20 protein-coding genes are annotated in these 25,942 nt (G+C 67.5%); 14 read left to right on the top strand and 6 right to left on the bottom strand.

Features of this window, described 5'->3' with window-relative positions; translation table 11 throughout:
* Nucleotides 1–16: 16 nt before the first annotated feature.
* Nucleotides 17–655 (bottom strand): nucleotide exchange factor GrpE, encoded by a 639-nt coding sequence (gene grpE / locus AWB92_RS16580; protein ID WP_085187367.1) that lies wholly within the window; start codon nt 653–655, stop codon nt 17–19.
* Nucleotides 652–2,529: a molecular chaperone DnaK gene (dnaK, locus tag AWB92_RS16575; protein WP_085187364.1), complete on the bottom strand. Its 1,878-nt coding sequence runs from the start codon at nt 2,527–2,529 to the stop codon at nt 652–654. The genes grpE and dnaK overlap by 4 nt, the downstream gene beginning before the upstream one ends.
* Before the next feature lie 370 nt (nt 2,530–2,899).
* Here dnaK and AWB92_RS16570 point away from each other — a divergent pair, with 370 nt between their 5' ends.
* Genes AWB92_RS16570 through AWB92_RS16555 form a run of 4 tightly spaced genes read left to right on the top strand, consistent with a single transcriptional unit; the run spans nt 2,900 to nt 9,790 of the window.
* The gene (locus tag AWB92_RS16570) at nt 2,900–4,555 is read left to right on the top strand and encodes a thiamine pyrophosphate-binding protein (RefSeq protein ID WP_085187361.1); all 1,656 of its coding nucleotides are present in this window, start codon (nt 2,900–2,902) and stop codon (nt 4,553–4,555) included.
* A gap of 14 nt (nt 4,556–4,569) precedes the next feature.
* Complete coding sequence (locus AWB92_RS16565) at nt 4,570–5,862, top strand: alpha/beta hydrolase (protein WP_085187358.1); 1,293 nt, start codon at nt 4,570–4,572, stop codon at nt 5,860–5,862.
* Complete coding sequence (locus AWB92_RS16560; protein WP_277622304.1) at nt 5,765–7,036, top strand: cupin domain-containing protein; 1,272 nt, start codon at nt 5,765–5,767, stop codon at nt 7,034–7,036. The genes AWB92_RS16565 and AWB92_RS16560 overlap by 98 nt, the downstream gene beginning before the upstream one ends.
* Nucleotides 7,037–7,039: 3 nt before the next feature.
* A complete protein-coding gene (locus tag AWB92_RS16555; RefSeq protein WP_085187355.1) occupies nt 7,040–9,790 on the top strand; it encodes a LuxR family transcriptional regulator in 2,751 nt (916 codons plus the stop codon).
* A 78-nt stretch (nt 9,791–9,868) separates the two neighbouring features.
* Here the strand turns inward: AWB92_RS16555 and AWB92_RS16550 are convergent, their stop codons facing one another.
* Nucleotides 9,869–10,369 (bottom strand): helix-turn-helix domain-containing protein, encoded by a 501-nt coding sequence (locus AWB92_RS16550; protein WP_085187352.1) that lies wholly within the window; start codon nt 10,367–10,369, stop codon nt 9,869–9,871.
* Nucleotides 10,370–10,443: 74 nt separating this feature from the next.
* Here AWB92_RS16550 and AWB92_RS16545 point away from each other — a divergent pair, with 74 nt between their 5' ends.
* The gene (locus AWB92_RS16545; protein WP_085187349.1) at nt 10,444–10,800 is read left to right on the top strand and encodes a nuclear transport factor 2 family protein; all 357 of its coding nucleotides are present in this window, start codon (nt 10,444–10,446) and stop codon (nt 10,798–10,800) included.
* Complete coding sequence (locus AWB92_RS16540) at nt 10,797–11,663, top strand: LLM class F420-dependent oxidoreductase (RefSeq protein WP_085187346.1); 867 nt, start codon at nt 10,797–10,799, stop codon at nt 11,661–11,663. The genes AWB92_RS16545 and AWB92_RS16540 overlap by 4 nt, the downstream gene beginning before the upstream one ends.
* 193 nt (nt 11,664–11,856) lie before the next feature.
* Here the strand turns inward: AWB92_RS16540 and AWB92_RS16535 are convergent, their stop codons facing one another.
* The gene (locus AWB92_RS16535; RefSeq protein ID WP_085187730.1) at nt 11,857–12,771 is read right to left on the bottom strand and encodes a LysR family transcriptional regulator; all 915 of its coding nucleotides are present in this window, start codon (nt 12,769–12,771) and stop codon (nt 11,857–11,859) included.
* A gap of 129 nt (nt 12,772–12,900) precedes the next feature.
* Between AWB92_RS16535 and AWB92_RS16530 the strand changes: the two genes are divergently transcribed.
* The 3 genes from AWB92_RS16530 to AWB92_RS16520 all read left to right on the top strand — a co-directional run bounded on the left by AWB92_RS16530 (nt 12,901) and on the right by AWB92_RS16520 (nt 16,873).
* On the top strand, nt 12,901–14,391 hold the full coding sequence (locus AWB92_RS16530; protein ID WP_085187343.1) for an aldehyde dehydrogenase family protein: 1,491 nt from the start codon (nt 12,901–12,903) through the stop codon (nt 14,389–14,391).
* Nucleotides 14,391–15,341 (top strand): amidohydrolase family protein, encoded by a 951-nt coding sequence (locus AWB92_RS16525; RefSeq protein ID WP_085187340.1) that lies wholly within the window; start codon nt 14,391–14,393, stop codon nt 15,339–15,341. Before AWB92_RS16530 ends, AWB92_RS16525 begins: the two co-directional genes overlap by 1 nt.
* A gap of 83 nt (nt 15,342–15,424) precedes the next feature.
* The gene (locus tag AWB92_RS16520; RefSeq protein WP_085187337.1) at nt 15,425–16,873 is read left to right on the top strand and encodes an amino acid permease; all 1,449 of its coding nucleotides are present in this window, start codon (nt 15,425–15,427) and stop codon (nt 16,871–16,873) included.
* Here the strand turns inward: AWB92_RS16520 and AWB92_RS16515 are convergent.
* Complete coding sequence (locus tag AWB92_RS16515) at nt 16,852–17,412, bottom strand: NTP transferase domain-containing protein (protein ID WP_085187334.1); 561 nt, start codon at nt 17,410–17,412, stop codon at nt 16,852–16,854. The two genes, AWB92_RS16520 and AWB92_RS16515, sit on opposite strands and share 22 nt — an antisense overlap.
* Nucleotides 17,413–17,464: 52 nt before the next feature.
* Here AWB92_RS16515 and AWB92_RS16510 point away from each other — a divergent pair, with 52 nt between their 5' ends.
* The 5 genes from AWB92_RS16510 to AWB92_RS16490 all read left to right on the top strand — a co-directional run bounded on the left by AWB92_RS16510 (nt 17,465) and on the right by AWB92_RS16490 (nt 22,474).
* On the top strand, nt 17,465–19,801 hold the full coding sequence (locus AWB92_RS16510) for a xanthine dehydrogenase family protein molybdopterin-binding subunit (RefSeq protein WP_085187331.1): 2,337 nt from the start codon (nt 17,465–17,467) through the stop codon (nt 19,799–19,801).
* Nucleotides 19,798–20,685, top strand: coding sequence for a xanthine dehydrogenase family protein subunit M (locus tag AWB92_RS16505; RefSeq protein ID WP_085187329.1), 888 nt, complete (start codon nt 19,798–19,800; stop codon nt 20,683–20,685). The genes AWB92_RS16510 and AWB92_RS16505 overlap by 4 nt, the downstream gene beginning before the upstream one ends.
* Nucleotides 20,678–21,163 (top strand): (2Fe-2S)-binding protein, encoded by a 486-nt coding sequence (locus tag AWB92_RS16500; protein WP_085187326.1) that lies wholly within the window; start codon nt 20,678–20,680, stop codon nt 21,161–21,163. Before AWB92_RS16505 ends, AWB92_RS16500 begins: the two co-directional genes overlap by 8 nt.
* Nucleotides 21,164–21,267: 104 nt before the next feature.
* The gene (locus AWB92_RS16495; RefSeq protein ID WP_085187323.1) at nt 21,268–21,870 is read left to right on the top strand and encodes a hypothetical protein; all 603 of its coding nucleotides are present in this window, start codon (nt 21,268–21,270) and stop codon (nt 21,868–21,870) included.
* 106 nt (nt 21,871–21,976) lie between these two features.
* Nucleotides 21,977–22,474, top strand: a complete 498-nt coding sequence (locus tag AWB92_RS16490; protein ID WP_085187320.1) for a hypothetical protein — start codon at nt 21,977–21,979, stop codon at nt 22,472–22,474.
* Between the two features lie 15 nt (nt 22,475–22,489).
* Here AWB92_RS16490 and AWB92_RS16485 read toward each other — a convergent pair whose 3' ends face one another.
* Entirely contained in the window at nt 22,490–25,684 is a 3,195-nt protein-coding gene (locus tag AWB92_RS16485) for an adenylate/guanylate cyclase domain-containing protein (protein ID WP_241523485.1), read from the bottom strand.
* Nucleotides 25,685–25,942: the final 258 nt, after the last annotated feature.

Below are 25,942 nucleotides of genomic sequence, written 5' to 3'. Positions count from 1 at the left end.
TCTGTGATTGTCGTGCTTAGTCACCGGAGCCGTCGGCGTTATCGACCGTGTCGGACGGTTGCGTTTCGGCCGGGACCGGTTCTTCGCCCAGGACGGTGTCGACCACGCCGACGAGGGCGTGCCGCAGCACCTGGTCACCGAGCTTGTAGCCCTGCCGCATGACCGTGCCGATCACCGGCTTGGAGCCCTCGGCGCCGTCGCCCTCGTGCTGCACGGCCTCGTGCAGCACCGGGTCGAAGTCCTCGCCCTCCTCGCCGAACGCCGTGAGGCCGAGGCCGGTCAAGGCGCTGTCGAGCTTGTCGGCGACCGACTTCAGCGGGCCGGTTTCCAGGTCGCCGTGCTTGCGGGCCCGATCGAGATCGTCCAGCACGGGCAGCAACTGGCTGACGACGGCGGCCTTGGCCCGGTCCGCGGCGGCCTGCTGATCGCGCAACGCCCGCTTGCGGTAGTTGGCAAAGTCGGCCTGTACCCGCTGCAGATCGCCGAGTAATTCGGCCGCCTTACCGGCCTCCTCCGGACTTTCGCCGGCGAACGCCTCCGGCGCCGACCCGCTAGGGGCCGGGCCGGAAGCGCCATGCCGCACTTGACCGGTCTCGGGATCGATCCGCCGCTTGTCGGTGACCGTCACCTGTTCCTGGGGGTTAGCGTCGGTCACTTGGCCTCCCGGTCGTCGTCGACCACCTCCGCGTCCACGACGTCATCGGCCGAGCCGGACGTGCCGCCGGCCTCGCCGCCGGGTGCGCCTGCCTGGCCGGCCTCGGCCTGGGTGGCCTCGTAGATGGCCTGGCCGAGCGCCTGGGACTCCTGGCCCAGCTTCTCCATCGCCGACTTGATCGCGGAGATGTCGGTGCCGGCCAGCGCCGACTTGGCCTCGGCCACTGCAGCGTCCACCTTGTTCAGCGTGTCCTCGGGAACCTTCGAGCCGCCGGACTCGGACGCTGTGCCCCTCTGTTCAGCGACGAACTTCTCCGTCTGGTAGACCAGCGTCTCGGCCTGGTTGCGGATGTCGGCCTCCTCGCGGCGCTGACGGTCCTCCTCGGCGTGCGCCTCGGCGTCCTTGATCATCCGGTCGATCTCCTCCTTGGACAGGCCGGACCCCTCCTGGATCTTGATCGTGTTCTCCTTGCCGGTGCCCTTGTCCTTGGCCGTGACGTGCACGATGCCGTTGGCGTCGATGTCGAAGGTGACCTCGATCTGCGGGACGCCGCGCGGGGCCGGCGGGATGCCGGTCAGCTCGAAGGAGCCGAGCAGCTTGTTGTGCGAGGCGATTTCGCGCTCACCCTGATAGACCTGGATCTGCACGGACGGCTGGTTGTCGTCGGCCGTGGTGAAGGTCTCGGAGCGCTTCGTCGGGATGGTGGTGTTGCGCTCGATGAGCTTGGTCATCACGCCACCCTTGGTCTCGATGCCGAGGCTCAGCGGCGTAACGTCAAGCAGCAGAACGTCTTTCACCTCACCCTTGAGCACACCGGCCTGCAGCGCGGCGCCCACGGCAACCACCTCGTCGGGGTTGACGCCCTTGTTGGGCTCCTTGCCACCGGTGAGCTCCTTGACCAGCTCGGTCACCGCGGGCATGCGGGTGGAACCGCCAACCAGCACGACGTGGTCGATGTCGGACACCGAGATGCCGGCGTCGGAGATCACCGACTTGAACGGCTGACGGGTGCGGTCCAGCAGGTCCTGGGTGATGCGCTGGAACTCGGCGCGGGTCAGCTGCTCGTCGAGGAACAGCGGGTTCTTGTCCGCGTCGACGGTGATGTAGGGCAGGTTGATCGAGGTGCTCTGCGAGCTCGAGAGCTCGATCTTGGCCTTCTCGGCCGCCTCACGCAGCCGCTGCATCGCCATCTTGTCCTTGGTCAGGTCGATGCCGCTGGTGCCCTTGAACTTGTCGACGAGCCATTCGACGACGCGGTCGTCCCAGTCGTCGCCACCGAGGTGGTTGTCACCGCTGGTGGCGCGAACCTCGACCACGCCCTCACCGATCTCGAGCAGCGAGACGTCGAAGGTGCCGCCACCGAGGTCGAAAACCAGGATGGTCTGTTCCTTCTCGCCCTTGTCCAGGCCGTAAGCCAGCGCCGCGGCGGTGGGCTCGTTGACGATGCGCAGCACGTTCAGGCCGGCGATCTGGCCGGCCTCCTTGGTCGCCTGACGCTGGGCGTCGTTGAAGTAGGCGGGCACGGTGATGACCGCGTCGGTGATGTCCTCACCGAGGTAGGCCTCCGCGTCGCGCTTCAGCTTCATCAGCACGCGGGCGCTGATCTCCTGCGCCGTGTACTTCTTGCCGTCGATCTCGACGGACCAGTCGGTGCCCATGTGCCGCTTGACCGACCTGATGGTGCGGTCGACGTTGGTCACCGCCTGGTTCTTGGCGGGCTGGCCGACCAGCACTTCGCCGTTGCGCGCGAACGCGACGATCGACGGTGTGGTCCGCGAACCCTCGGAGTTCGCGACGACGACGGGGTCGCCGCCCTCGAGGACCGAGACGACTGAGTTGGTGGTCCCGAGGTCGATACCGACCGCACGAGCCATAGTGATTCCTCCTGATTACGTAGAGCTTTATTGGTGCCACTATGCTGAGTGAACCCCGCTCAAGCCTGCCCTCGCGGGCGTCGTGGTGTCAACCCAGCCTTGAGTCTGCTTCGCTCAACTTGTTGACCATGCTAACGGCGGGCGCGCACGTCTTGTTCCCGGGGGTGGTCGTCGGGTGTGAATGCAGGGCGCCCTGGACGCACAACCTGCGCCATCAGCTCACAACTGAAAGCCGTCAGCTCACACTCGACGTGCGCTGACTTTCGCACTTGAGTGGACCGCCGACACCCAGGACAACCCCCGGGGATTTTCACGGGTTCGCCCGCGTTCGGGCGTTGGGAGACTCGCTTCCAGCGATGGAAGGCGGGGAATGACACAGGTACCGACGGTGATCGGCTACGTGCTGGCGCGGCTGCACCAGATCGGCGTCTCCGACATCTTCGGGGTGCCCGGCGATTACGCGTTCCCCGTCCACGACGCCGTCGTCGCGCACCCCGATATCAATTGGATCGGCTGCTGCAACGAGCTCAACGCCGGCTACGCCGCCGATGGATATGCGCGCCTGCGCGGGGTCGGCGCCCTGACCACCACCTACGGGGTCGGCGAACTCGGCGCGATCAGCGCGGTGGCCGGCGCCTACGCCGAGCGACTGCCGGTGTTCCACCTGACCGGGATGCCCAACCGCAGCGCGCAGGCCGACCGGGCGCTGGTTCACCACACGCTCGGGAACGGTGAGTTCGGCTTGTTCAAGAGCATGGCCGACGCGGTCACGGCGGCAACCGCGATCATCACGCCTGCCAACGCGGTGGCCGAGACCGAACGATTGATCGCCACGGCGCTCTACGATCGCCGACCCGTCTATCTGGTGTTCCCTTCCGATGTCGTCGACCAACCGGTCACGGCATCCTCCGACCCGCTGCCCCGCCCGGCAAGCGATCAGGCGGCGCTGGCGGCAGCGGCAGACGCGGTGGCGGGGGCCTTGAACACCGCCGCGACTGCGTGCGCCTTGCCCGGTCTGTTGATCGACCGCCTTGGCATCGCCGAGGCGGCGACCCAGCTGATCGAGGCGGCGGCCCTGCCGTTCGCGACCATGTTCGCCGACAAATCGGTCATCGACGAAGATCACCCCAACTACATCGGCATGTACGACGGCCGGCTGATGGACGAGCACGTGCGGGCATTCGTCGAGTCCGCCGATATGGTCATGCTGATCGGCACGTTGCAGACCGACTTCAACACGGGAGCTTTTACCGCAAGGCTCGACCCTGCCCGCACCATCGACATCGGGCTGCACTCCACCCGGGTCGGTCCGACGGTCTACCAGGATGTCGAGATGGCCGACCTCTTATTGGAGGTCGTCGATCGTCGTCTGCAAAAGCACGCGCCTACGAGTATTCCGCTTGGAACACCGACAAGCCCTGATCATGTCACCGACCGGGCGATCACCGCCGACCAGCTCTATCCGCGATGGATCGATTTCATCGCGCGCGACGACATCGTGATCGCGGAAACCGGCACGTGTTCAATGGGATTGGCGTTTGGAAGGCTTCCTCACGGCGCACGGTTCTACAACCAGACTCTGTGGGGCGCCATCGGCTGGGCCACCCCGGCCGCCCTCGGCGCCGCCGTCGCTGAACCTGACCGACGGCTGCTCCTGATCACGGGAGACGGTTCCCACCAATTGACGGCCCAGGAGATCTGCCAGTTCCACCGGCTGGGCCTGAAACCAATCATCTTCGTACTCAACAACTCCGGATACCTCATCGAACGTCTGCTGTGCAAGGACCCGGAAATCGCCTACAACGACATCGCCCCCTGGAACTACGCCGAACTGCCGCATGCGCTCGGTTGCAAGGACTGGTTCACAGCACGCGTCACCACCCTGGACGAATTGGACGCCGCTCTGCACACCGCCGCGCGCGGTGACCGCGCCGCGTACATCGAAGTCGTCACCGGCGGGTACGAATCACCGCCGCTGGCACGCAAGCTGCACGACAGCGTCAAGACGCTTTACCACCTGCCCTGACGGATCGGAGCCCTATGACGACACGCTCGAGGGGACAGGGTTGGTCGCTCGACATCGCCTTGGCGCAAGGCGGATTCAATGCCTTGCATCCCGGCGGCAAGGGCACCTTGGAGCTGTTGGGCCACGACCCCACCGACTTCGACAAGGTGTTCGCACTCGTCCAGAGCGGCGCGATGCTGCCCAAGGCATGGGCACAGATCGCCGCCCAAGCTGAAACACGGGCTCGTCACCACGACCAGCATGGCTACCGGCGCACCGCGTCAGATCTGTATCTCCGCGCGGCGGTGATGTACGGGCGTGCCCAGTACTCCATCTTCGACAGCGCGGATGCCCGCAAAGCGCGACTGCGGGAGCGGTGCGACCGCTGCGTCGACCGACTGGCCGAGTTGCGTGAAAACCGGGTGCGCCGTGTCCAACTCGACTTTGAGGGCAAGACACTGTTCGCGCTGCTGCATCTGCCCGCCGGGGAGGTGCGCGACGCACCCGCGGTCATCCTCGGCCCAGGGATGGACATGATCAAGGAGGATTACATCCTGACCGCCGAACGGTTCTACACCAGCCGCGGGGTGATGGCGCTGTCGATAGAAGGCCCCGGCCAAGGCCAAACGCGCTCGCTGGGGCTCACCGTCGGATTGGACAACTACGAACGAGCCATCGAAACCTACGCCGCCTACCTGGCCGGACTGCCGCACGTCGACCCCGCGCGGATCGGGATGTTCGGCATCAGCATGAGCGGCTACTGGGCACTGCGGGCAATCGCGTCCCGCGACACCCGACTGCGGGCCGCCGCGACGTTCGAGGCGGTGTCCGGCGATTTCGAGACGATCTTCGAGGCCGCCCAGCCCAGCTTCAAGAACAACTACATGTACATGGCCGGTTACACCGATGAGGACGAGTTCGATCACGACCTCAAGGAACGAATGCCGTTGGGCGACTTGGTCACTCGCATCACCAAGCCCGTACTGCTCGGCATCGGCGAGTTCGACGAACTGACGCCGGTGGAGAACGCGCTGGCCACCTACGAACGCATCACCGCCCCCAAGGAGATGCGAGTGTATGAGGGACAGTTTCACCCGCTGGGTGGCGTGGCCGCCGAGGTGTTCGCGTTCGGTGCCGACTGGGTGCTGCGCGCCCTCGACGGCGAGTTCGACCAGCCTGGTCGCGACGAACGCTATTTCATGAGCGCCGACGGCGCGGCGGTCGAAGGCTGTGCCGATCCGCAGTGGTGGCTGGGCGCGACGCCGCCGGTGCTGCAGCACGTCAGACAAACAAGTACACAAAACCACGCGTCCGGAGGAACTTCATGACGAGCACAGAGCACGACAATGCCGCCCCGACAATCCGGGTGAGGTAGGCGCCACTGTTCTCGGTCCGGACAACGTGCCAATCGGGGCGCAGAATCCCGGCTCTCCGGACACCGATGCCGGTAGCCTGCCCAACCTCAAATGGTCCTTCGCCGCATCCCACAACCGGCTGTTGGACGGAGGCTGGGCGCGTGAGACGACGGTGCGCGAACTGCCCGTCGCCACCACCCTGGCCGGAGTCAACATGCGGTTGAAGGCGGGCGCCTACCGCGAGTTGCATTGGCACCGCGAGGCCGAGTGGGCCTTCATGCTGGCCGGCAGCGCTCGGATCGCCGCGATCGACCCACAGGGTCGCAACTTCATCGACGACATCGGCCGCGGGGATCTGTGGAATTTCCGCGCCGGCTTCCCGCACTCCATCCAGGCGCTGGAAGATTGCGAATTCCTGCTGGTCTTCGATGACGGGAACTTCTCCGAGAACGAAACTTTTCTCGTCACAGACTGGTTCGCGCACACGCCCAAGCACGTCCTCGCGAAGAACTTCGCGGTGCCCGAGTCGTCGTTCGACAACATCCCGAAGGCCGGCGACATCGACCACACCCGCTACATCTTTCCCGGCGAGGTGCCCGGCGCGCTGGTCGACGACATCGCGGCCGTGCAGTCCCCACACGGCACCGCCGAGCCAATGAGCTACCGCTTGCTGTCCCAGGATCCCATCGAGGTGCCCGGTGGCAGCGTCCGTATCGCCGACAGCAAGAACTTTCCGGCGGCCTCGACGATCGCCGCCGCCTGGGTCGAGCTGGCTCCGGGCGCCGTGCGCGAAATGCATTGGCACCCTGACAACGATGAGTGGCAGTACTGGGTGTCCGGACATGCCCGCATGACGGTGTTCGGCTCGAGCGGAAAGGCCAGAACGTTCGACTACTACGCCGGCGACGTCGGTTACGTCCCCAGCGCGATGGGCCATTACTTCGAAAACGTCGGCGACGAGCCGGTGCAGATGCTCGAACTGTTCCGCAGCGACCACTTCGCCGACGTGTCGGCCAACCAATGGCTCGCGCTGACACCACCCGAAGTCGTCGGCGCCACCCTCAATCTCGACCGAGCCACGGTCGAGGCGCTGCGCCGGGACAAGCCGCTCATCATGCCTGGCGGCGGTGACGGCGGTAACTTCTAGGGCGTGTCGAGCGGCTCGCTGATCGGTAGGCGCGGGGAGCAAGCGGCGCTTGCGAAGTTAGTGACGGACGCGCGGGCCGGCCATGGTGGCGCCCTTGTCGTCAGCGGTGAGGCCGGCATCGGCAAGACCGCCCTGCTGGACGATGTCGTGGGCTCGCCCGGCGATATTCGCGTCATCCGAATCAGCGGTGCCGAGTCCGAACTCGAACTCGCATTCGGAAGCCTTCAACAGCTGTGCGCTCCGCTGCATCAGTTCATCGAACGATTACCCGAACCACAGCAGAACGCCTTACAAGTGGTGTTGGGACTTCGACTAGGTGACCCGCCCGACGCACTGCTGGTCGGGCTGGCGCTGTTGGCCCTGCTCGGTGAGGCCGCTGGGGACCAGACGACCGTGTGCATCATCGATGACGCACAGTGGTTGGATACCGCCTCGCTGCACATGCTCACCATCGCCGCCCGCCGAATCGTGGCCGACCCGTTGGCGATGATCTTCGCTACCCGAGACCCCAGCACCGTCCGTGAACTCGCGGGGCTGCCCGAGCTGACGCTGCGCGGACTCAGTGCCGCCGATGCGCGCGCGCTCTTGGCGGCCACTCTGCCCGGCCGGCTCGACGAGCGGGTGCTTGCGAACGTCATTTCCGAAGCTCGCGGGAATCCGTTGGCGCTACTCGAGATTCCGAAAGCGTTGAGTCCGAATGAATTGGCCGGCGGTTACGGAATCGCTCAAGCCGCACCTCCTGCCAGCGCAGTCGAGCGGAGCTTCTTGCGTCAGATTCGCGGGATCCCTGCGCCGACCAGGACACTGCTCGTGCTGGCCGCGTGTGAGCCGACCGGCAGATCCGACTGGCTCTGGGCAGCGGCCGCCAAACTTGGCGTCCAACCCGATGCCGTGACTCCGGCCGAAGCGGCGGAACTGGTAAATGACCACAACGGCATACGCTTTCGGCACCCGCTGATCCGGACGGCCATCTATCGCAGCGCGTCGTTGGCCGAACGGCGGCGGGCACACGGCGCGCTCGCAGAGGTCATCACCGAAGAGTCCTCGGCCGACCATCGAGCCTGGCATCACGCCCATGCCGCGGCCGGGCCCGACGCGGACGTCGCCAACGCGCTGGAGCTTTCCGCCGAACGGGCACGTGCCCGCGGGGGCATTGCGGCCTCAGCAGCGTTCATCGAACAGGCCGCTAAGCTCTCGGTCGACGTCGATCTTCGGGCGCGGCGGGCATTATCTGCCGCGCAGGCGAAACTCGAGGCGGGGTCGATAGAATCCGCAGACCACCTGCTGGCCGTGGCGACCGACTCCAGCGACGACGAAACCATCGGTGCCACAGCCGAATTGCTGCGCGCACGCCTAACCTTCGCGACGAGGCGTGGCAACGATGCTCCGCCATTGTTGTTGGCCGCGGCGCGGCGGCTGGCCAAGACGAACGCGTCCCTGTCCCGCGAGACTTTTCTCGAGGCATTAACGGCCGCCGCCCTGGTCGGGCGGTTCGCCTCCGACCCGCACAACACCGCGTCGCGCATCGCCGAAGTCGTGCGCCGCGACGCGCCACCCGAACCAGATTCACCCCATGCGATCGACGATCTGCTGAGCGGATTGATCATCCGATTGCGCGACGGACACGCTGCGGCCGCCCCGCGCTTGCAAAGCGCCGTGACGAAGTTTCTGCAGGAGGACGCGGCGGGCACGGCGGAACCACGCTGGCACGAGATCGCCTACATGGTCTGTTTGGATCTCTTCGATCAGGACAGCTACAACCATCTGGTCGGCCGGCAATTGCGCGCGTTGCGCGCCACCGGTGCGCTCTCCGTGATGCCGCCGGCCCTGGTCACTGAGGCCGGTCTGTCCGTCACCGGCGGAAAGTTCGCGCGCGCCGAGCTGCTGCTGAGCGAGGCTGCCACCATCGTCACTGCCACCACCGGCGGCGCGATGCCGGACACGCCGATCCACTGTTACCTCGCTGCCTACCGTGGACAAGAGGACCGATGCCGCGAGCATGTCGAACACAAAATGAGCGAGGCGCAAGAAGTCGGCCAAGGTTTCGAGTCAGCCACAGCCCTGTATGCCCTGGCCATCCTGCGCATTGGGCTGAGCCAGTTTGAGGACGCCCTAACCGCCGCGTCCAGGGCAGTGGCATACGACGAGCTGGGGATCTGCGGCTACCTGCTGGTGGAGTTGGTCGAAGCCGCCGCCCGTTGCGGGGACGTCACGGCGGCCGGCGACGCGCTGGCACGGCTGACGGTCCGTACCGACGTGTGCCCGACCGAAACCGCAGCGGGCGTCGCGGCGCGCTCTGCTGCCTTGGTGTGCACCGACGACGGCGCGGACGCGCTCTACCGGCAAGCCCTCACCCACCTCGAAAACAGTCCAGCCGTCGTGTATCTCGCGCGAACCCACCTCGTCTACGGCGAGTGGCTGCGGCGGGTGAGGCGCCGCGCCGAGGCCCGCACACAGTTGCGCACCGCCTACGACATGTTCACCCAGATGGGTGCCGACGGGTTCGCCCGCCGAGCCCGGCGTGAGCTCACGGCCACCGGCGAGAAGGTGATCAGCCGCGTTCCTCGTTCCGCTACCGGATTGACGACCCAAGAGACTCAGATCGCCGCCCTGGTGCGCGATGGCTACACGAACACCGAGATCGCCGGCCAACTGTTCCTAAGTCCGCGCACCGTCGAATGGCACTTGGGTCACATCTTCACCAAGCTGGGTGTCTCCTCCCGCAGAAGCCTCCGCGGCTTGACGTTCGACTGATTCCGGGGGCCGAACCCGGTGGTTTCCCGGGTTCGAATCGCATCCCTGAACGGTTGAGTGGGCGACATGAGGGCGCGATCACCCCTGGACCGGAGCGGGTCTACCGGCGTAACGGTCCCGGAACGGTTTGCTGGCCGCAGGCCCTGCGGTGAACACGAAGTCGTCGCCGTCGACTCGTCGTCCCGAAATGCGGTCGACGAGAACCGGTTCGGCCTCCACTCCGGTGCCCGCGTCGACAAGCACCATGCTGCGCTCACCCGGGTCCAGACGCGCGTTACCCCAGGCGGCCAGCGCGACGATGACGGGGCGCAGCGAGCGACCAAGATCGGTCAAAACGTATTCGTGCCGAACGGGTTTCGTTTGATACGGACGACGTTCGAAAATCCCCGCCTCGACCAGTCGTTTCAACCGACTCGCCAGCAGGCTCGACGACACCCCCAGGTTCTCCTGGAACTCGTCGAAGCGGGTATAGCCGTCGAAGGCGTCGTGCAGGATCAGCAACGTCCACCACTCCCCGACCAACCCCAGCGTCGCCGACAGTGGGCACTCCCGGTCCTCGAGCCGGATCTTCTCGGCCATTCCGCCACCTTGACTTCTAAATCAGAAGTTACTAACTTCAGTTTCAGAAGTGAGTCTACTCGTTGGAGAAGCATATGAGTCAAGCGCCGTTGCCCCAAGCCATTTCGGACTACCTGGCCGCATCCGAACAACATGACGTCGACGCGGTGGTGGCGTGTTTCAGCGACGACGCCAGCGTCCTCGACGAGGGCAAACACCGGACCGGCCGCGCCGAGATACGACGATGGCGCGAAGACGTCGACACCGCATTCGAATACACATCGACGGTCACGGGTGCGACGGCCCTCGGCGGAGCCGATGGCGCGCAGCGCTACGACGTGTACCTGCATCTCGAGGGCAACTTCCCGGGCGGCCAGGTCGACCTAATCAACAGCTTCACCATTCGCGACGACCGCATCGTGGACCTGCGCATCGTGCCGGCGGGCTCATGACCGCGTCGTTACGCACCCGGCTCGGCGCGTTCGGCGCCTGGTTACATCCCGGATACGGCGATACCGCTCGCACCGAATTTGCCGTTGAAGCAGAGCAATTGGGCTATCCGGTGGTTTGGCTCGGCCTGGGTACCGCATCGATCGAAGACCTCACCCCCGTCGAACAGATCCTGGAAGCGACCACCTCCGTCGTCGTCGCGACGGCGATCGTGAACATGTGGACCAACGATGCCGCAGCCATCGCGAAGGCTTACCGCAGGCTGAACTCAACCTATGGTGACCGGTTCCTGCTCGGCGTTGGCATCGGCCATCCCGAAGCCGTCGCCACATACCGCACGCCCTACGCCGCGATGGTCGACTACCTCGATCGACTGGATGCCGGCGGAGTCCCCGTCGACGGCCGGATCCTGGCCGCGCTGGGCCCACGCGCCTTGCGGTTGGCCGCGAACCGCACGCTCGGCACGCACCCGTATCTGGTGGTGCCCGACCACACCCGGGAAGCGCGCGGGATGCTCGGGCCCGGCGTCGTAATCGCACCCGAACAGACCGTCGTGCTGGATCCCGACCCGCTCGCCGCCCGAAAGATCGCCCGCGCCTTCGTATCCGAGCCCTATCTGAAGCTGAGCAACTACACCAACAACCTTCGCCGGTACGGCTACACCGACGCCGACCTCGACGACGAGGGCAGCGACCGCCTCATCGATGCGCTGGTGCCGCACGGCAGCACCGAAGCTGTGGCATCGAGGCTGCGCGACCACCTCGTCGCCGGCGCCGACCATGTCGGAATTCAGATCCTGACGGCCGACGGGGAGAGCCCCATGCCCGGTTACCGGGCGCTGGCGTCGACCCTGTTCGGCTCCTGAGCCGGCCGAACCGTTCGGTCAGGTATTGATGAACGCCAGCACGTCGGTGTCCTGCAAACCGTAATTAACCCTGGTGCTCGGGTGGTGTGCAACCTCGTCGGCCTACACGGCATTGTGTGCACTCACGGCTTTGCCTGGTGCGCCAGGGTTGAAAATCGCCCGAAATCGCGCCCTCCCCTCACACTGAAAGCCCTCAGCTCACACTCGGCGCGCCGGGCTCCGGGATCATCTCCTCGATCAGCGAGAACACCGCGCGGGTGGCGGCGCTGGGCGGGCGCAGCGCCGACATCGCGACGTACAGGCGCCAGCACAGGTCGTAGTCGGAGATCCGCAGCGTCGCCAGGCCGTCGTCGCCGATCTCGTCGAGGATGAACCGGCTCAAGAACCCGATGCCCAAGCCGTTTCGGACGTGGGTCGCGGTGGTGGCGATGTCGGCGACCTCGAGGGCGATCGTGCGCTGCACCCCGGCCGTCGCGAAGGCCCGGTCGGCCACCGCCCGGTTGCCGTAGCCCGGCGGGCCGTCGATGAACGACATCCCGCCCAGCTCGGCCAGCGACACCGACTCGCGGCTCGCGAGTGGGTGATCCGCCGGGACGATCAGGAGGAGCGGATAGGCCGCGACCAGCCGGGTATGCAGGTCGGTGGGCGGCCCGTCGGGGAAAACAAGCAGGGCGACGTCGAGGCTGTCGTCGCGCAGCTGCTGCGCCAGGCCCGCCGAACCGGCACGGGCGAAACGAATTTGGACCAGCACGCCGGGATGCCGGGCACGCAGCTCGGCCAGCAGCCTCGGCATGTCGATGTTGTTGACCGACATCAGCGTTCCCAGCCTGACGGTCCCCCCGACGGATCCGCCGGCGGCGGCGACGGCGTCCTTGGCCGCCCGGGCCGCGTCGATGGTGGCGCGGGCGTGTGGCGCCAGCTCGCGTCCCGCCGGCGTGAGCGTCACGCCCGCCGGCCCCCGGACGAACAGCTCCGCGCCGAGTTCACGCTCGAGGGCCTTGATGGTCGCGGACACCCCGGATTGGACGACGTGCAATCTCTTGGCGGCCCGGGTGAAGCTGAGGTTGTCCGCGACAGCGAGGAAGTACTCCAACTGGCGAAGCTCCACGGAGCCATTATCACCGTCGGTGATGGCTCCCATCAGGAATTTTCGTTGGCGTCGGACGGTTCGGCAGATTTACGGTTCGCAATTGGGTCGCGTCGATCCCAACCCCCCTCAATTTGGACGGTGCGCGTTATGAGTTTGCAGGGCCCCACCCTGACCAGAACCCGGACCCGGTGGTCCTCGGCGTCCACCGACGACCAGTTCGTCGTGCAGAACCCGGCGACGGGCCAGACGGTCACGGTCGTCCAGGGCGCCGGGCCGGACGAGGTGGACCAAGCCGTCCGCCGGGCGCACGCCGCGCACCTGCGCTGGAAGCAACGCCCCGCGCGTGAGCGCGGCCGATACCTGCGCCAGGTCGCCGAGGTGATCCGCGCCCACGCCGACGAGATCGCCGCGCTCGAGACGCTGGAGATGGGCAAGCCGATCACGCAGGCCCGCAACTTCGACGTGGAAGCCGCGATCGCCATCTTCGAGTACTTCGGCGCCATGGTGGAGGCGCTGCCCAGCCAGGCCCGCGACTACGGCCCCGTCCTGGACGTCACCACCCTGGAGCCGTACGGCGTGATCGCGTGCATCGTCCCGTTCAACTGGCCGCCGATCCACACTGCGGGGAAGGTCGCGCCGGCGCTGGCGGTCGGCAACGCCGTGGTGCTCAAACCGCCGGAGCAGACGCCCTCGGTGGTGTTGCGGATGGTCGAGCTGATCCAGTCGGTGCTGCCGGACGGTGTGGTGCAGGCCGTGCCCGGCAGGGGTGAGGTGGGCGCCGCGCTGGCCGGGCATCGGCTGGTCGGCAAGGTCTCCTTCACCGGATCGCCGCGGACGGGCGCGGCGGTGCTGCGCACCGCGGCCGGCAACCTCACCCCGACGCTGATGGAACTCGGCGGAAAGAACCCACTGGTCGTGTTCGACGACGCCGATCTGCACGACGCGCTGCTGGCCGCGGTCGACGGCGGCTTCTTCAACCAGGGCGAGGCCTGCACCGCGGCGTCGCGAATCCTGGTGCAGGACAGCGTCTATGCGGAGTTCGAGGCGAAGTTGTGCGCCGCGGTGGGCCGGCTGCGGGTGGGCGACGGCGCCGACCCGGCGACCGACGTCGGGCCGTTGGTCACCCGCAAGCAGCAGAATCAGGTCCTCGATTACCTGCGGATCGGCGTGGCCGAAGGCGCCCACATCGCCGCCCAGGCACCGCTGCCCGACGATCCCCGGTTGGCCGACGGCTTCTACGTCGCGCCGACGGTCCTGACCGGCGTGACCCCCGCCATGCGAGTGGCTCGCGATGAGATCTTCGGTCCCGTCGTCACCCTCATGCCGTTCACCGACGAGGACGAGGCGGTGCGCATCGCCAACGCCACGCCGTTCGGACTGGTCGCGGCGGTGTTCACCCAGGACAGCGATCGCGCGCTGCGGGTGAGCCGGCGGATCCGGGCCGGGGCCGTCTTCGTCAACAACTATCAGCGGATTTCCATTGGCACCGGATTCGGCGGCGTCGGCCACAGCGGGTTCGGCCGCGAGCACGCCCAGGAAACGCTGGCGGAGTACGGCTACAGCAAGACGATCCGGCTGGCCTCCGATCGCGACCAGCTGACGTACTGGAGCGCCGCCGCCCGGGTGCTGGCCGGCTGATGCGGACGATAGCCCTCGAAGAGCATTACGCCACAACGGAATTCCTGAACGGCCCGGGCCGCTGGCTGGCGTCGCGCACCGGCATCGTCGAACCGATCAGCGATCTGGGTGACGGCCGGATCGCGGCGATGGACGACGCCGGCGTCGACGTGGCGGTGCTGTCGCTGGCCGCGCCGGGCGTCGAACAGTTGGACGGGCCGGAAGCCGTTCGGCTGGCCCGTGAATGCAACGACGAGCTCGCGAAGGCGGTCGGGCGATACCCGGGGCGGCTGGCCGGCTTCGCCGCCCTGCCGATCAGCGCACCCGCAGAGGCCGCCGGCGAACTTGAGCGCACGGTGCGCGATCACGGCTTCGTCGGCACGGTGATTAACGGACACAGCCAGGGTCGCTACCTCGACGATCCGTTCTTCGACCCCGTCCTGTCGCGGGCGGCCGCGCTGCGGGTGCCGATCTACCTGCACCCGACCATCCCGCCGGCCGGCGTCATCAAGTCCAGCTACGCGGGATTTTCCGACCAGGTCACGTTCACGCTGGCCACCGTCGGATGGGGCTGGCACATCAACACCGGCACCCACGTGCTGCGCCTGATCCTCGGCGGCGTGTTCGACCGGTACCCCGAGCTGCAGGTCATCATCGGGCACATGGGCGAGGCGATCCCATTCATGCTGCCGCGGTTCGACGCGACGCTGAAGCCCGACCTCACCGGCCTGCAGCATCCCGTCAGCACCTACCTGAGGCGCAACCTGAACTACACCTTCGCCAACTTCAACGACGAGGCCACCTACGCGAACCTGGTCGCGCAGGTCGGCATCGGGCGGGTGTGTTTTTCGGCCGACTACCCGTTCGGGTCGATGCGCGCCGCCCGGGACTTTTTCGACCGCCTGCCGCTGGGCGACGACGACCGGGCGCTGATCGGCCACCGCAACGCCGAGCGGTTGCTGGGCCTGTAAAAACTTCGCCGATTGTTGGTGGGCACGCGGCGCGCTCATGGGTTAGCCTGAGCGTTCCCCGGAGCCACCACGGCAGGAGCTCGATGCCACCAGACAGTGCCGCCGAGCGGCTCGCCCGCGAGGACGAGGGCTATCACAAGAGCCTCAAAAACCGCCAGATTCAGATGATCGCCCTCGGTGGCGCCATCGGCACCGGGCTTTTCCTCGGCGCCGGCGGCCGGCTGGCCTCGGCGGGGCCCGGGCTGTTCCTGGTGTACGGGGTCTGCGGCATCTTCGTCTTCCTGATCCTGCGCGCGCTCGGCGAGCTGGTGCTGCACCGCCCGTCGTCGGGATCGTTCGTGTCGTACTCCCGCGAATTCTTCGGGGAGAAGCTGGCTTACGTCGCCGGCTGGATGTACGTCCTCAACTGGTCGATGACGGGCATCGTGGACACCACCGCGATCGCGCACTACTGCCACTACTGGGGGATTTTCCACGCCATCCCGCAGTGGACGATCGCACTGTTCGCGCTGCTGGTGGTGCTGTCGATGAACCTGATCTCGGTCAAGGCCTTCGGCGAGCTGGAGTTCTGGGCGTCGTTGATCAAGGTGCTGGCGCTGGTCACGTTCCTTGTCGTGGGCACCATCTTCCTGGTGGGGCGCTTCAAGATCGACGGCCACGACACCGGCACCGGCCTCTGGGACACCCATGGCGGGCTGGTACCTAAGGGTCTGCTGCCCCTGGTGCTCGTCACCTCGGGCGTGGTGTTCGCCTATGCCGCAATCGAACTCGTCGGCATCGCGGCCGGGGAAACGGCCAACCCGGAGAAGGTCATGCCGCGCGCGATCAACTCGGTGGTATTCCGCATCGCGGTGTTCTACATCGGCTCGACCGTGCTGCTGGGCCTGCTGCTGCCCTACACCGCCTACAAGGCCAACGTCAGCCCGTTCGTGACGTTCTTCTCCAAGGCCGGCGTCCACGGGGCCGGCAGCGTGATGAACGTGGTGGTGTTGACCGCCGCGCTGTCGAGCTTGAACGCGGGCCTGTATTCCACCGGTCGCATCCTGCGGTCGATGGCGATCAACGGCAGCGGCCCGAAGTTCACCGCGCCGATGTCGAAGCGGGGCGTGCCGTACCGCGGCATCCTGCTCACCAGCGCCGTGGGTCTGTTGGGCATCGTGCTCAACGCCGTCAAACCCAGCCAGGCGTTCGAGATCGTGCTGCACATCGCGGCCATCGGCATCGTGTTCGCCTGGGGGACGATCGTGGCGAGCCAGCTGCAGTTCTACCGGCTGGCGAAGGCCGGCAGGGTGGAACGCCCGAAGTTCCGGATGCCGCTGTCGCCGTACAGCGGCTACCTCACGCTGGCGTTCCTGGTCGGCGTGGTGGTCCTGATGTTCTTCGACAAGGTGCAGGGCCCCTACCTGATCGGCGCGACCGTCGTCGGCGTCCCCGCGCTCATCGGCGGCTGGTTCCTGGTGCGCCATCGGGTGACCGCCGCGCAGGACACCGTCACCCCGGCCACCCCCGCTCAGGGTTCGTCGATGTCCTGACCGACGGCGAGGTCGCCGCAGTCGACGGCCTCGACGTCGGACCGGTCGCGCAGGTACTCCCCCGCGCCCCGATCCCCGTTTAGCTGCTTGAGTACGTCGGGCCAGTGCCGGCGCGCGATGACCACCGGATGGCCCGGCCGCTGGCCGAAGTACGCGCGGGCCAGGCCACTGTCCGACGCCCATGCGCGGTCGAGGACCCGCGCCACCACGGCGGGACCGATGTCGGGAGTGTCGATGACGTGCAGCACCGCGTACTCCGCGCCCATGCGGCCGGCCTCGGCCAGCCCGACGCGCACCGAGGCGCTCAGCCCGTTGCGCCAGTCCGGCACGAAGACCGGGGTGACGCTCGGCGGGGCCGCCGCACCCCACGCCGGCGACGCGGCGCCCAGGACCAGCACGACGTCGTCGCAGCCGCCATCGCGCAGCGCCCCGATCGCGGCGTCCAGCCAGCCCTCCACCAGGACCTTCGGCCGCCCGTAGCGGCTTCCCTCACCCGCGGCGAGCAGGACGCCGACGGGCCTCGACTGTGATAACGCCACTCTCCTATGATGGCATCGAGGTTCTCGTAACGCGACAACCGGATGGAGCGCAATGACTCGAGACGCGCACGGGGCGACGGCCACGACCCCGCGATACGCGGGCACCCGCGTGCAGCGGGTGGAGGATCTTCGGCTGCTGACCGGCCGCGGCGGGTTCGTCGACGACATCTCGCGCCCCGGCATGCTGCACGCCTGCTTCGTGCGCAGCCCGTTCGCGCGCGCCAGGATCAACGGCATCGACGCGGCGGCGGCGCTGGCACTGCCTGGCGTGCGCGCGGTGTTCACCGCCGCCGACCTCAATCCCGAGGTCAGGGAAGCGTGGCACGCGGTGGCCGGCAAGGACGTGCCGGACACGCCTCGCCCGCCGCTGGCCGAGGGCGAGGCGAAGTTCGTCGGCGACCCGGTCGCGCTGATCGTCGCCGAGAGCCGCTACATCGCCGAGGACGCGCTGGAGCTGGTCGACGTCGACTACGAGCCGCTGCCCGCGATCACCGACCTCGCCCGCGCGCAGTCCTCGGACGTGCTGGTGCACGACGCCTACGCGAACAACGTCGCGGGCGGGATGGGCGGCGCGCCGCCGGACGAAGAGGTGTTCGCCTCCGCGGCATGCGTGGTGAAAGAGAACATCTACCAACAGATTTACGCGCCCGTGCCGATCGAGACCCGCGGGCTGGTGGTCGAGTGGGAGGCCGCGTCCGAGGAGCTCACCCTGTGGGCGTCCACGCAGACCCCGCACGAGCTACGCGCGTTCTGCGCGCGCCTGTTAGGGATTGCGGCGCAACGGGTTCGGGTCATCATGCGCGACACCGGCGGCGGTTTCGGCCAGAAGGTGGTCCCGATGCGCGAGGACATGTGCATCATGCTGGCCGCCCGCAAGGTGCCGGCGGCGCTGAAGTGGATCGAAGACCGCCGCGAGAACCTGATGTCGGCTGGGCAGGCCCGGCACGTCGATGGCACGGGCCGGATGGCGTTCGACGAAGACGGCAACATCCAGGCCGCAGACATCGACTTCGTCCAGGACGTCGGCGCCTACCCGACGCCCTACCCGGTGCTGACCACGGCCGCCATCGGCATGTTCTTCCCCGGGCCCTACCGAGTGCCCAAGGCCAGCTTCAACTACAAGACGGTGTTCACGAACACCAGCGGGCTGGCCGCCTACCGCGGCCCGTGGCAGTACGAGACGCTGGCGCGCGAGATCCTGCTGGACATCGCCGCCCGCAAGATGGGCATGGACCCCATCGAGCTGCGCCGGCGCAACCTGCTGCGCCGCGACGAGATGCCCTACTTCAACCCCAACGGCATGCCGTACGACCACGTGGCGCCCAGCGAGACGTTCGAGCAGGCCGTGAAAATCCTTGACCACGAAGGCTTTCGCAAGGAACAGCGCGAGGCGCTGGCGCAGGGCCGCTATCTGGGTCTGGGGTTCTCGGCCTACATCGAGCCGACCGGCGCGGCGACGGGCCACCTGGCCACCGAGGGTTGCACCATCCGGATGGAGCCGACGGGCAAGATCAACGTCTACGTGAACGGCGGCTCCAGCGGAAACAGCTTGGAGACCACCGTCATTCAGCTGACCGCCGACGCGCTGGGCGCCGACATCGACGACGTCGCCACCATCCAGGGCGACACCGCGATCACACCGTACGGGGCCGGGACGCAGGGCAGCCGCAGCGGCCCGATGACCGCCGGGGCCGTCGCGGAGGCGGGCGCCATCCTGCGCGAGAAGATCGTGGCGCTGGCGGCGCACCAACTGAAAGTGCCCGAATCCGAAGTGGAACTGGCGAATTCGACCGCCGCCGTGCGGGGCGACCCGTCGAAGCAGGTGACGTTCGGCGAGCTGGCCTACCTGTCGTACTACTCGCCGCAGGCGCTGCCGCCGGGCATGTCGCCCGAGCTGGAGGCCACCGCGCGCTACGTCGCGAAGGCCCCCATCCTGTGGTCGAACGCGACCCACGCCTGCACCTGCGAGGTGGACGTCGCCACCGGCAAGGTGACGCTGCTGCGCTACATCGTCAGCGAGGACGTCGGCCCGATGATCAACCCGACCATCGTGGAAGGCCAGATCGCCGGCGGGACGGTGCAGGGGATTGGCGGCGCGCTGATGGAGGACCTCGCCTACGACGACGACGGCAACCCGCTTGCAACGACATTCGTCGACTACCTGCTGCCGACAGCCACCGAGGTCCCGCCCATCGAGTTCGGCCACGTGGAGATCCCCGGCCCGGGGCCAGGCGGTTACAAGGGCGCCGGAGAGGGCGGGGCGATCGGCTCGGTGCCGGCGGTGATCAACGCGATCAACGACGCGCTCGCACCCCTGGGCGTGACGGTCACCCGGCTGCCCGCCAGCCCCGCGTCGATCGCGTCGCTGCTGAGCGAGGCGAACCGGTGAAGCCCGCCTCGTTCGACTACCACCGCCCCGACACCGTCGAGGACGCCGTCGCGCTGCTCGCCGAACTGGGCGATGACGCGAAGATCATCGCGGGTGGCCAGAGCCTGGTCCCGATGCTGGCGATGCGGCTGGCCTACTTCGACCATCTCATCGACATTTCCCGGCTTTCCGAGCTGCGGGGCATCGAGCGCCGGGGCGACGAACTGTGGATCGGCGCCGGAACCACCGAGTCCACCGTCGGCGCGGATGCCCAAGTGCGCCAAGCGGTTCCGCTGCTGACCCGGGCGACCCCGTTCGTCGGGCACTTCCAGATCCGCAACCGCGGCACCCTCGGCGGGTCGATCGCCCATGCGGACGCCGCGGGCGAGTACCCGGCGGCCGCGCTGGCGCTGGACGCGGTGATGGAGGTCCTCTCCCCGCGCGGGCGGCGCGAGATCGCCGCCGCGGACTTCTTCGCCGGCCTGTGGGAGACCACCATGGAATCCGACGAGGTGCTGACCGGGGTCCGGTTCCCGGTGCGGGACGGCAGGTCCGGGTTTTCCGTGCAGGAATTCGCCCGCCGCCACGGCGATTTCGCGATCGCCGGCGCGCTGGTCGCCGTCCAGCTCGACGAAGGCGACCGGGTGTCCCGCTGCGGCATCGGTCTGCTGGGCCTGGGCCCCACGGTCGGGCGCGCCACGGCGGCCGAGGCGGCGGTCATCGGCAAGCCGGTCGGCGAGCTGGTCCCCGAGGAGATCGGCCGGGCCGCGATGACCGGCCTCGACGACGTTCCGACCGACCTGCAGGGGTCGGCGGCCTACCGCAGCCAGGTGGGCGCCACCATGGTCGCGCGCGCCTGGACGCAAGCCATCGAGGAAGCACTCGGGGAGACAAGCCATGCATGAACAGCCGGTCCAGTTGTCGGTCAACGAGACTCCGATCGCGGCCAGCATCGAACCGCGCATGACGCTGGCCGACTTCCTGCGGGAGCGGTGCGGGCTCACCGGCACCCATCTCGGCTGCGAACACGGCGCGTGCGGCGCCTGCACTGTGCTGGTGGACGGCGACGCCGTGCGGTCCTGCCTGATGTTCGCGGTCCAGGCGGACGGCACGGAGGTGACGACGGTCGAGGGCATCGCGTCGCCCGACGGCACCCTGTCGCCGGTGCAGGCCGCGCTGCGGGAGTGCCACGGGCTGCAATGCGGCTTCTGCACGCCGGGTTTCGTGACCACGCTGACCGCGTTGCTGCGCGACAACCCCAACCCCACCGACGACGAGATACGCGAGGGCCTGTCCGGGAACTTCTGCCGCTGCACGGGTTACCAGGGCATCGTCGCCGCGGCCCGCCGGGCGGCCGAACTGGGGTCGGTCACGCAGCGGTAAACCTGCGCCATCGGCTCTGCATCGATAACGGCGTAGTTACAGTGCATTTCGCCGCTCCTTGCGTACTCTAAGCGCTGAAATCGAAGACTTTCGGGGAGCGGCGCGTGCAGTTATCGCAAAAGGCGCGGCGAAGGCTGGCCGGCGGCTCGCTGCTGCTCTCGGCCGTCCTCGCCGGCCCCGCACTGGTTTCGGGCTGCAGCTCGCTGATCGACGGCAAGCCGGTCGCCACCCCCGGGACCGGGCCGACCGAGCCCACCTTCCCCACGCCGCGGCCGACCACGACGACGCCGGCGCCGACCAGCACGAGCCCGGCCCCGTCGACGAGCCCGACCGGCCCGGCCAGCCCGACAACACCCCCGGCCGGGGTGATCCCGCTGCCGCCGGACCACAACGGCTATGTCTTCATCGAGACCAAGTCCGGCGTGACGCGCTGCCAGATCAACAAGGAGACCGTCGGCTGCGAGGCGCCGTTCACCAATTCCCCACTGCAGGACGGTGAGCACGCCAACGGCGTCAGCATCAGTTCCGCCGGCAACGTGCAGTGGGTGCTGGGCAATTTGGGCGCCATCCCGACGGTCACCATCGACTACAAGACCTACGCGGCGCAGGGCTGGACCATCGTCGCCACCGAACAGGGCACCCGCTTCACCAACGACCGCACTCACCACGGCATGTTCGTCAGCGTGGAGAAGGTCAACACGTTCTGAGTCCGGAACCGTCTAGGATGCCGTGTGTCCGCGCCGTTCGGCAGGCTCGATCAATGTTGGGGGACCACATGGCTCACGAGCTGGCACCTGAGTAGCGCCAACCACCATGACCGTCCAGCGGCTCGATATCCCGGCAAGTCAGTGGCGCCAGGCAGACATCACTGCGGTACGGAATGTACTCACCAATGTCGGCGATGATCCGGCACGGGTACTGGCCTGGCGCGGATCAGTCGTCCTGAGCTTCGCCGACGTACCGGACGGTTATCCGTACCTGAATCCCGCCATCGCTGCCTTCCTGCAAAAGCTGTATTCAGAGGTCCCACACGTCTTGTACTTCCTGAATCCAGATCGGGCGAGCGGTGCGCTTGACAGCTTCTACGCGTCAATCGGCGCCCTGTCTGAAACCGAACACGGAGTATGGGTCATGTGGTCGGACGACGTCGCGGCGGCGTTCTACCAAGCGCTGGCCGCGGCTGCTGAGTTCGCGATCCATCGAGGAGATGACTGGGTCGCGGTTGTCGAGGGCTACGAGTACGACGAAATCCAAACGAGGAATTCGGAAATACGCGCGATTCTCACCGCGCGCGGAGTTATACCGGCGTAACGGCGGGAGCCGCCGTCATGGCATCGCCTCAGCCCTGGCGATATGCCCCTCGTAGCCAAGCGTTTTCGCCATGTCGCGGTAACGGTCCCGGCGGTCGCGATAGGCGGCCTCGTCACCGCGAGTGCGCGCCAACAGCGCTCGCAGACGCAGCAGCCAGATGTCGCGCATCACCAGGCCCTCATCGGCGGACGCGGCCGCCAACCGCTCGATCGCGGCGTCGGCTTCTGCCACGTCACCGTCGGCCCCGCGGTCGAGCAGCGTTTCCACCAGAACACCGGTCACGGGAATGCCCCACAGCAGCAGTCGTCCGTCGCGGAACACATGGTCGCCCGTGGCGCGCAGGAGCGGGATGGCCTCATCGCGGTCTGCACGCGTCGCCTGTTCACGCGCCAAGTAGGCCTCGATGACCGGCAAGTCGCAGACGTTGTGCCCCTGGCTGAGGAACACCTCGCGGACCCCGACGGCGAGCTGCTGCCCGCGGTCACGCTCGGCAGCCTCTTGGCGATGCATCAGCGCAAGACTCAACGCCGCCCGGATGAAACCCACCACGACGTCGTCGCTGGAGCGCTCGGCAATCCGTAGGGCACCCTCGATCTCGTCCAGCGCACGATCATCCGGCCTCAGGACGCCGAACGGGATCCCGAGCAAATAGGCGTAGCCGACGACCCCCGCGTAGGACGCCGGGTCGATCTGTCGGGCCATCGGCATGCCGCGCCGCAGGTCTTCAGGCCATCCGGGAAGGCCCAGGAAATAACGGGCCATGCCCCGCGACGCGAACGCGAGCGCCAGCGGAGACCCGACCAGGAAGTTGCCTTTCGTCGGGTCGCCGTCGGCCAGGTCGATCACGGTCTGCGAACATCGCAGCACGTCACACCACCGGCCGCATTCGATCTGCCCGTAGATCACCGGAAACGAAAGCCCCACCGTCAAATTCTCATCTTCGAGCGCCTCGGCGAGGGCCCAGGCTTCCGACGCCAGCTGCGACGCCTCGCGCAGCCGGTCCTGATGGGCATGGCCGACCACCGAACCCGCCGTCGCGATGCCCAATGACGCCTTGTCCCCGGCGGCGTTGCACAAGTCCCGCAATTCATCGAAGCGGTCACCGGCAATATCGGCGTGGACGCGCCAGCCCGTCCCGCACAACATGGTGCGCGGGGCGATGCGCATGGCCGCCCGGTGCGGGGGGTCGGCTTGTAGCGCATCGGCGATATCTGCCGCCCGCTGCCAGCTCAGCCGCGCCGCCTTTATGTCCCGGTTGGTCGCCCAGGTCGCGGCGCGCATGTGCCAGCCGTATGCGGCTTGCAAATCGCCGGCGGCCTCAAGGTGTTCGGCGATCAGTGCGGCCTTTTCGTCCGAGCCTTGGTCGCCAGCCTCGATCGCGGCGGCCAGGCGGCGGTGTAGATCCGAGCGATCCGATTTGAGCTGTGCTTCGTAGGCCACCGCACGAATGAGCGGATGGTGAAAGACGAATTCCGGTTCAGGACTGACCCGGACCTGGTCGATGAGCTGTGCTGCCACCAATGCGGGAAGCACCGGGTCGACACCGAGCACCGTTAGCAGGTCCAGGCCGAATCGCGAGCCGACGACGGCCGCGGCGCTCAGCGTGCGCTTGGCTTTCCGGTCGAGCCGGTCGATGCGCGCGGCAATCGTCGCCTGCAGTGTGGCGGGCACCGTCACCTCGCCAACCTCCGCCGCCGTGATGTAGGCACCGGGCTCGCCGTCCAGCACGCCGCGCTCGGCCAGTTCGCGGACCAATTCCTCGGCGAAAAACGGATTACCGGCGGCCCTCTCGGCGACTCGTTGGCTCAGCGCACCAACCGAGGGGTGTGGGCCGAGGAGCTGCGCGACGAGGGTCGCGGTTTCTGAATCACTCAGTGGCGCAAGGGCTACGGTGTGTGCATTGGCCACTCGAGTCAACGCGCCGCGATACTCGGGTCGATACGTGATCAGCACTAACGAAGCGGTCTGCGGGATCACCGTCAGGAAATCGGTCAGCATCGACTCGCTGGCCTCATCGATCCAGTGGGCGTCCTCGATGACGTAGACCGCAGGGCGTGGGCGGGACAACCTGGCGGCGGTCACCAGTGCGGCCAAGCGCCGCCTGCGCGCATCGGGATCGATCGCCGGAACGGCTGTGCCCGGGTCGGCGATGCCGAGCAGGTCGTCGAGCAGCAGTGCGTCCTCGCGATCTGCGTCCGGCATCTGCTCTCGCACTCGGGCGCGGGCAGCCTGGGCGTCAAGGCCTTCGACCCCGGTGGCCGCCCGCAACAGACGCGCCACGGCATGAAATGGGACCTGGCTCGTGTGCGACTCGCAGAAGGTGTTGAACACCTCCACATCCCGGGCCGACGCCATTGCCGCGATCTCGCGTACCAACCGGCTCTTGCCGATACCGGGTTCACCCACTACGTGGACAACAGCGCCATGTCCAGCGAGTGCGCGGTCCAACAAGCCCTCGACGGTGGAGATTTCCCACCGGCGACCGACCAGGTTCGACTCAGCGCGCTCAGTGGCGCGACGACGATCCCGCGTGTCCAGCAGGCGGTACGCGGTGACCGGTTCGGTAACGCCCTTGACGCGGACCAGCTCCGGTTGACCGAGCGCCGCCGCGCCGTCCACCAGTCGCGCGGTGGAGACGCTGAGCATCACCCCACCCGGCGGGGCGACCGATTCCATTCGTTGGGCCAGCCCGACCTGTTTACCCAGCGCGGTGTATCCGAAAGCGCCCGAACCGATTTCACCGGCGATCACCTGACCGGAATTCAGCCCCACCCGGAGGAGCAGTTCCGTGCCGTCTCGCCGCGCGACCTCGGCTGCCAGCGCCTTCGCTTCGGCCTGAATGCTCAACGCCGAAAGGCATGCACGAAAGGCGTGGTCCTCCATTGCCACCGGCGCACCGAAGACCGCCATGATCCCGTCGCCGGTGAACTTGTCCACCGTGCCGCCGTAGCGCTGGACGACGGCCGCGCAGCGGTTGGCCAGGTCGACCATGATCTCGCGCAGCCGCTCCGTCCCGAGAGTCGCGGCGATGCCCATCGAGTCGACTACGTCGGCGAAGAGCACCGTGACCTGCTTGTACTCGGCCGATCGGCTGACCTCGGTAACCGGTGCGCCGCAGTGATAACAGAACTTGGACGTCGGCGGCAGCTGTGTGCCGCACGAAGCACAGGACAGTCCCGTTGCGCTCAGCGCACCATGCGCGTCGTCCACGCCAATATGGTGTCACTGCGGGTCAACGATGTCGTCCTATCGCCGTGCCGGCGCGGTGGTCTCGGCGCAGTCCCGGTTGCGGCCCGGTCTGGCCGCTGTCGAGATCCGAGGCGAAACCCTTACGCCTCAGCCTGTTTTCAGCCTCGACACGGTGCCGGTAACCCACCTAGTTGTTTGTCGGTGGGGGTTGGGGTTCGAATGGGGTGTACCACCACCAGTCGGCGCGTTCGCCGAGGGGTCCGTGGCAGGGTGGGACGG

Source organism: Mycobacterium sp. IEC1808, assembly GCF_002101935.1.
Lineage (GTDB): Bacteria > Actinomycetota > Actinomycetes > Mycobacteriales > Mycobacteriaceae > Mycobacterium.
The sequence above is the reverse complement of the archived record's forward strand: the minus strand, read 5'-3'. Positions and strand labels throughout refer to the sequence as shown.

Coding starts and splice junctions, on each gene's coding strand:
- dnaK (WP_085187364.1), bottom strand. CDS start 2,529: ATGGCTCGTGCGGTCGGTATCGACCTCGGGACCACCAACTCAGTCGTC.
- AWB92_RS16570 (WP_085187361.1), top strand. CDS start 2,900: ATGACACAGGTACCGACGGTGATCGGCTACGTGCTGGCGCGGCTGCAC.
- AWB92_RS16565 (WP_085187358.1), top strand. CDS start 4,570: ATGACGACACGCTCGAGGGGACAGGGTTGGTCGCTCGACATCGCCTTG.
- AWB92_RS16550 (WP_085187352.1), bottom strand. CDS start 10,369: ATGGCCGAGAAGATCCGGCTCGAGGACCGGGAGTGCCCACTGTCGGCG.
- AWB92_RS16545 (WP_085187349.1), top strand. CDS start 10,444: ATGAGTCAAGCGCCGTTGCCCCAAGCCATTTCGGACTACCTGGCCGCA.
- AWB92_RS16540 (WP_085187346.1), top strand. CDS start 10,797: ATGACCGCGTCGTTACGCACCCGGCTCGGCGCGTTCGGCGCCTGGTTA.
- AWB92_RS16530 (WP_085187343.1), top strand. CDS start 12,901: ATGAGTTTGCAGGGCCCCACCCTGACCAGAACCCGGACCCGGTGGTCC.
- AWB92_RS16525 (WP_085187340.1), top strand. CDS start 14,391: ATGCGGACGATAGCCCTCGAAGAGCATTACGCCACAACGGAATTCCTG.
- AWB92_RS16520 (WP_085187337.1), top strand. CDS start 15,425: ATGCCACCAGACAGTGCCGCCGAGCGGCTCGCCCGCGAGGACGAGGGC.
- AWB92_RS16510 (WP_085187331.1), top strand. CDS start 17,465: ATGACTCGAGACGCGCACGGGGCGACGGCCACGACCCCGCGATACGCG.
- AWB92_RS16500 (WP_085187326.1), top strand. CDS start 20,678: ATGCATGAACAGCCGGTCCAGTTGTCGGTCAACGAGACTCCGATCGCG.
- AWB92_RS16490 (WP_085187320.1), top strand. CDS start 21,977: ATGACCGTCCAGCGGCTCGATATCCCGGCAAGTCAGTGGCGCCAGGCA.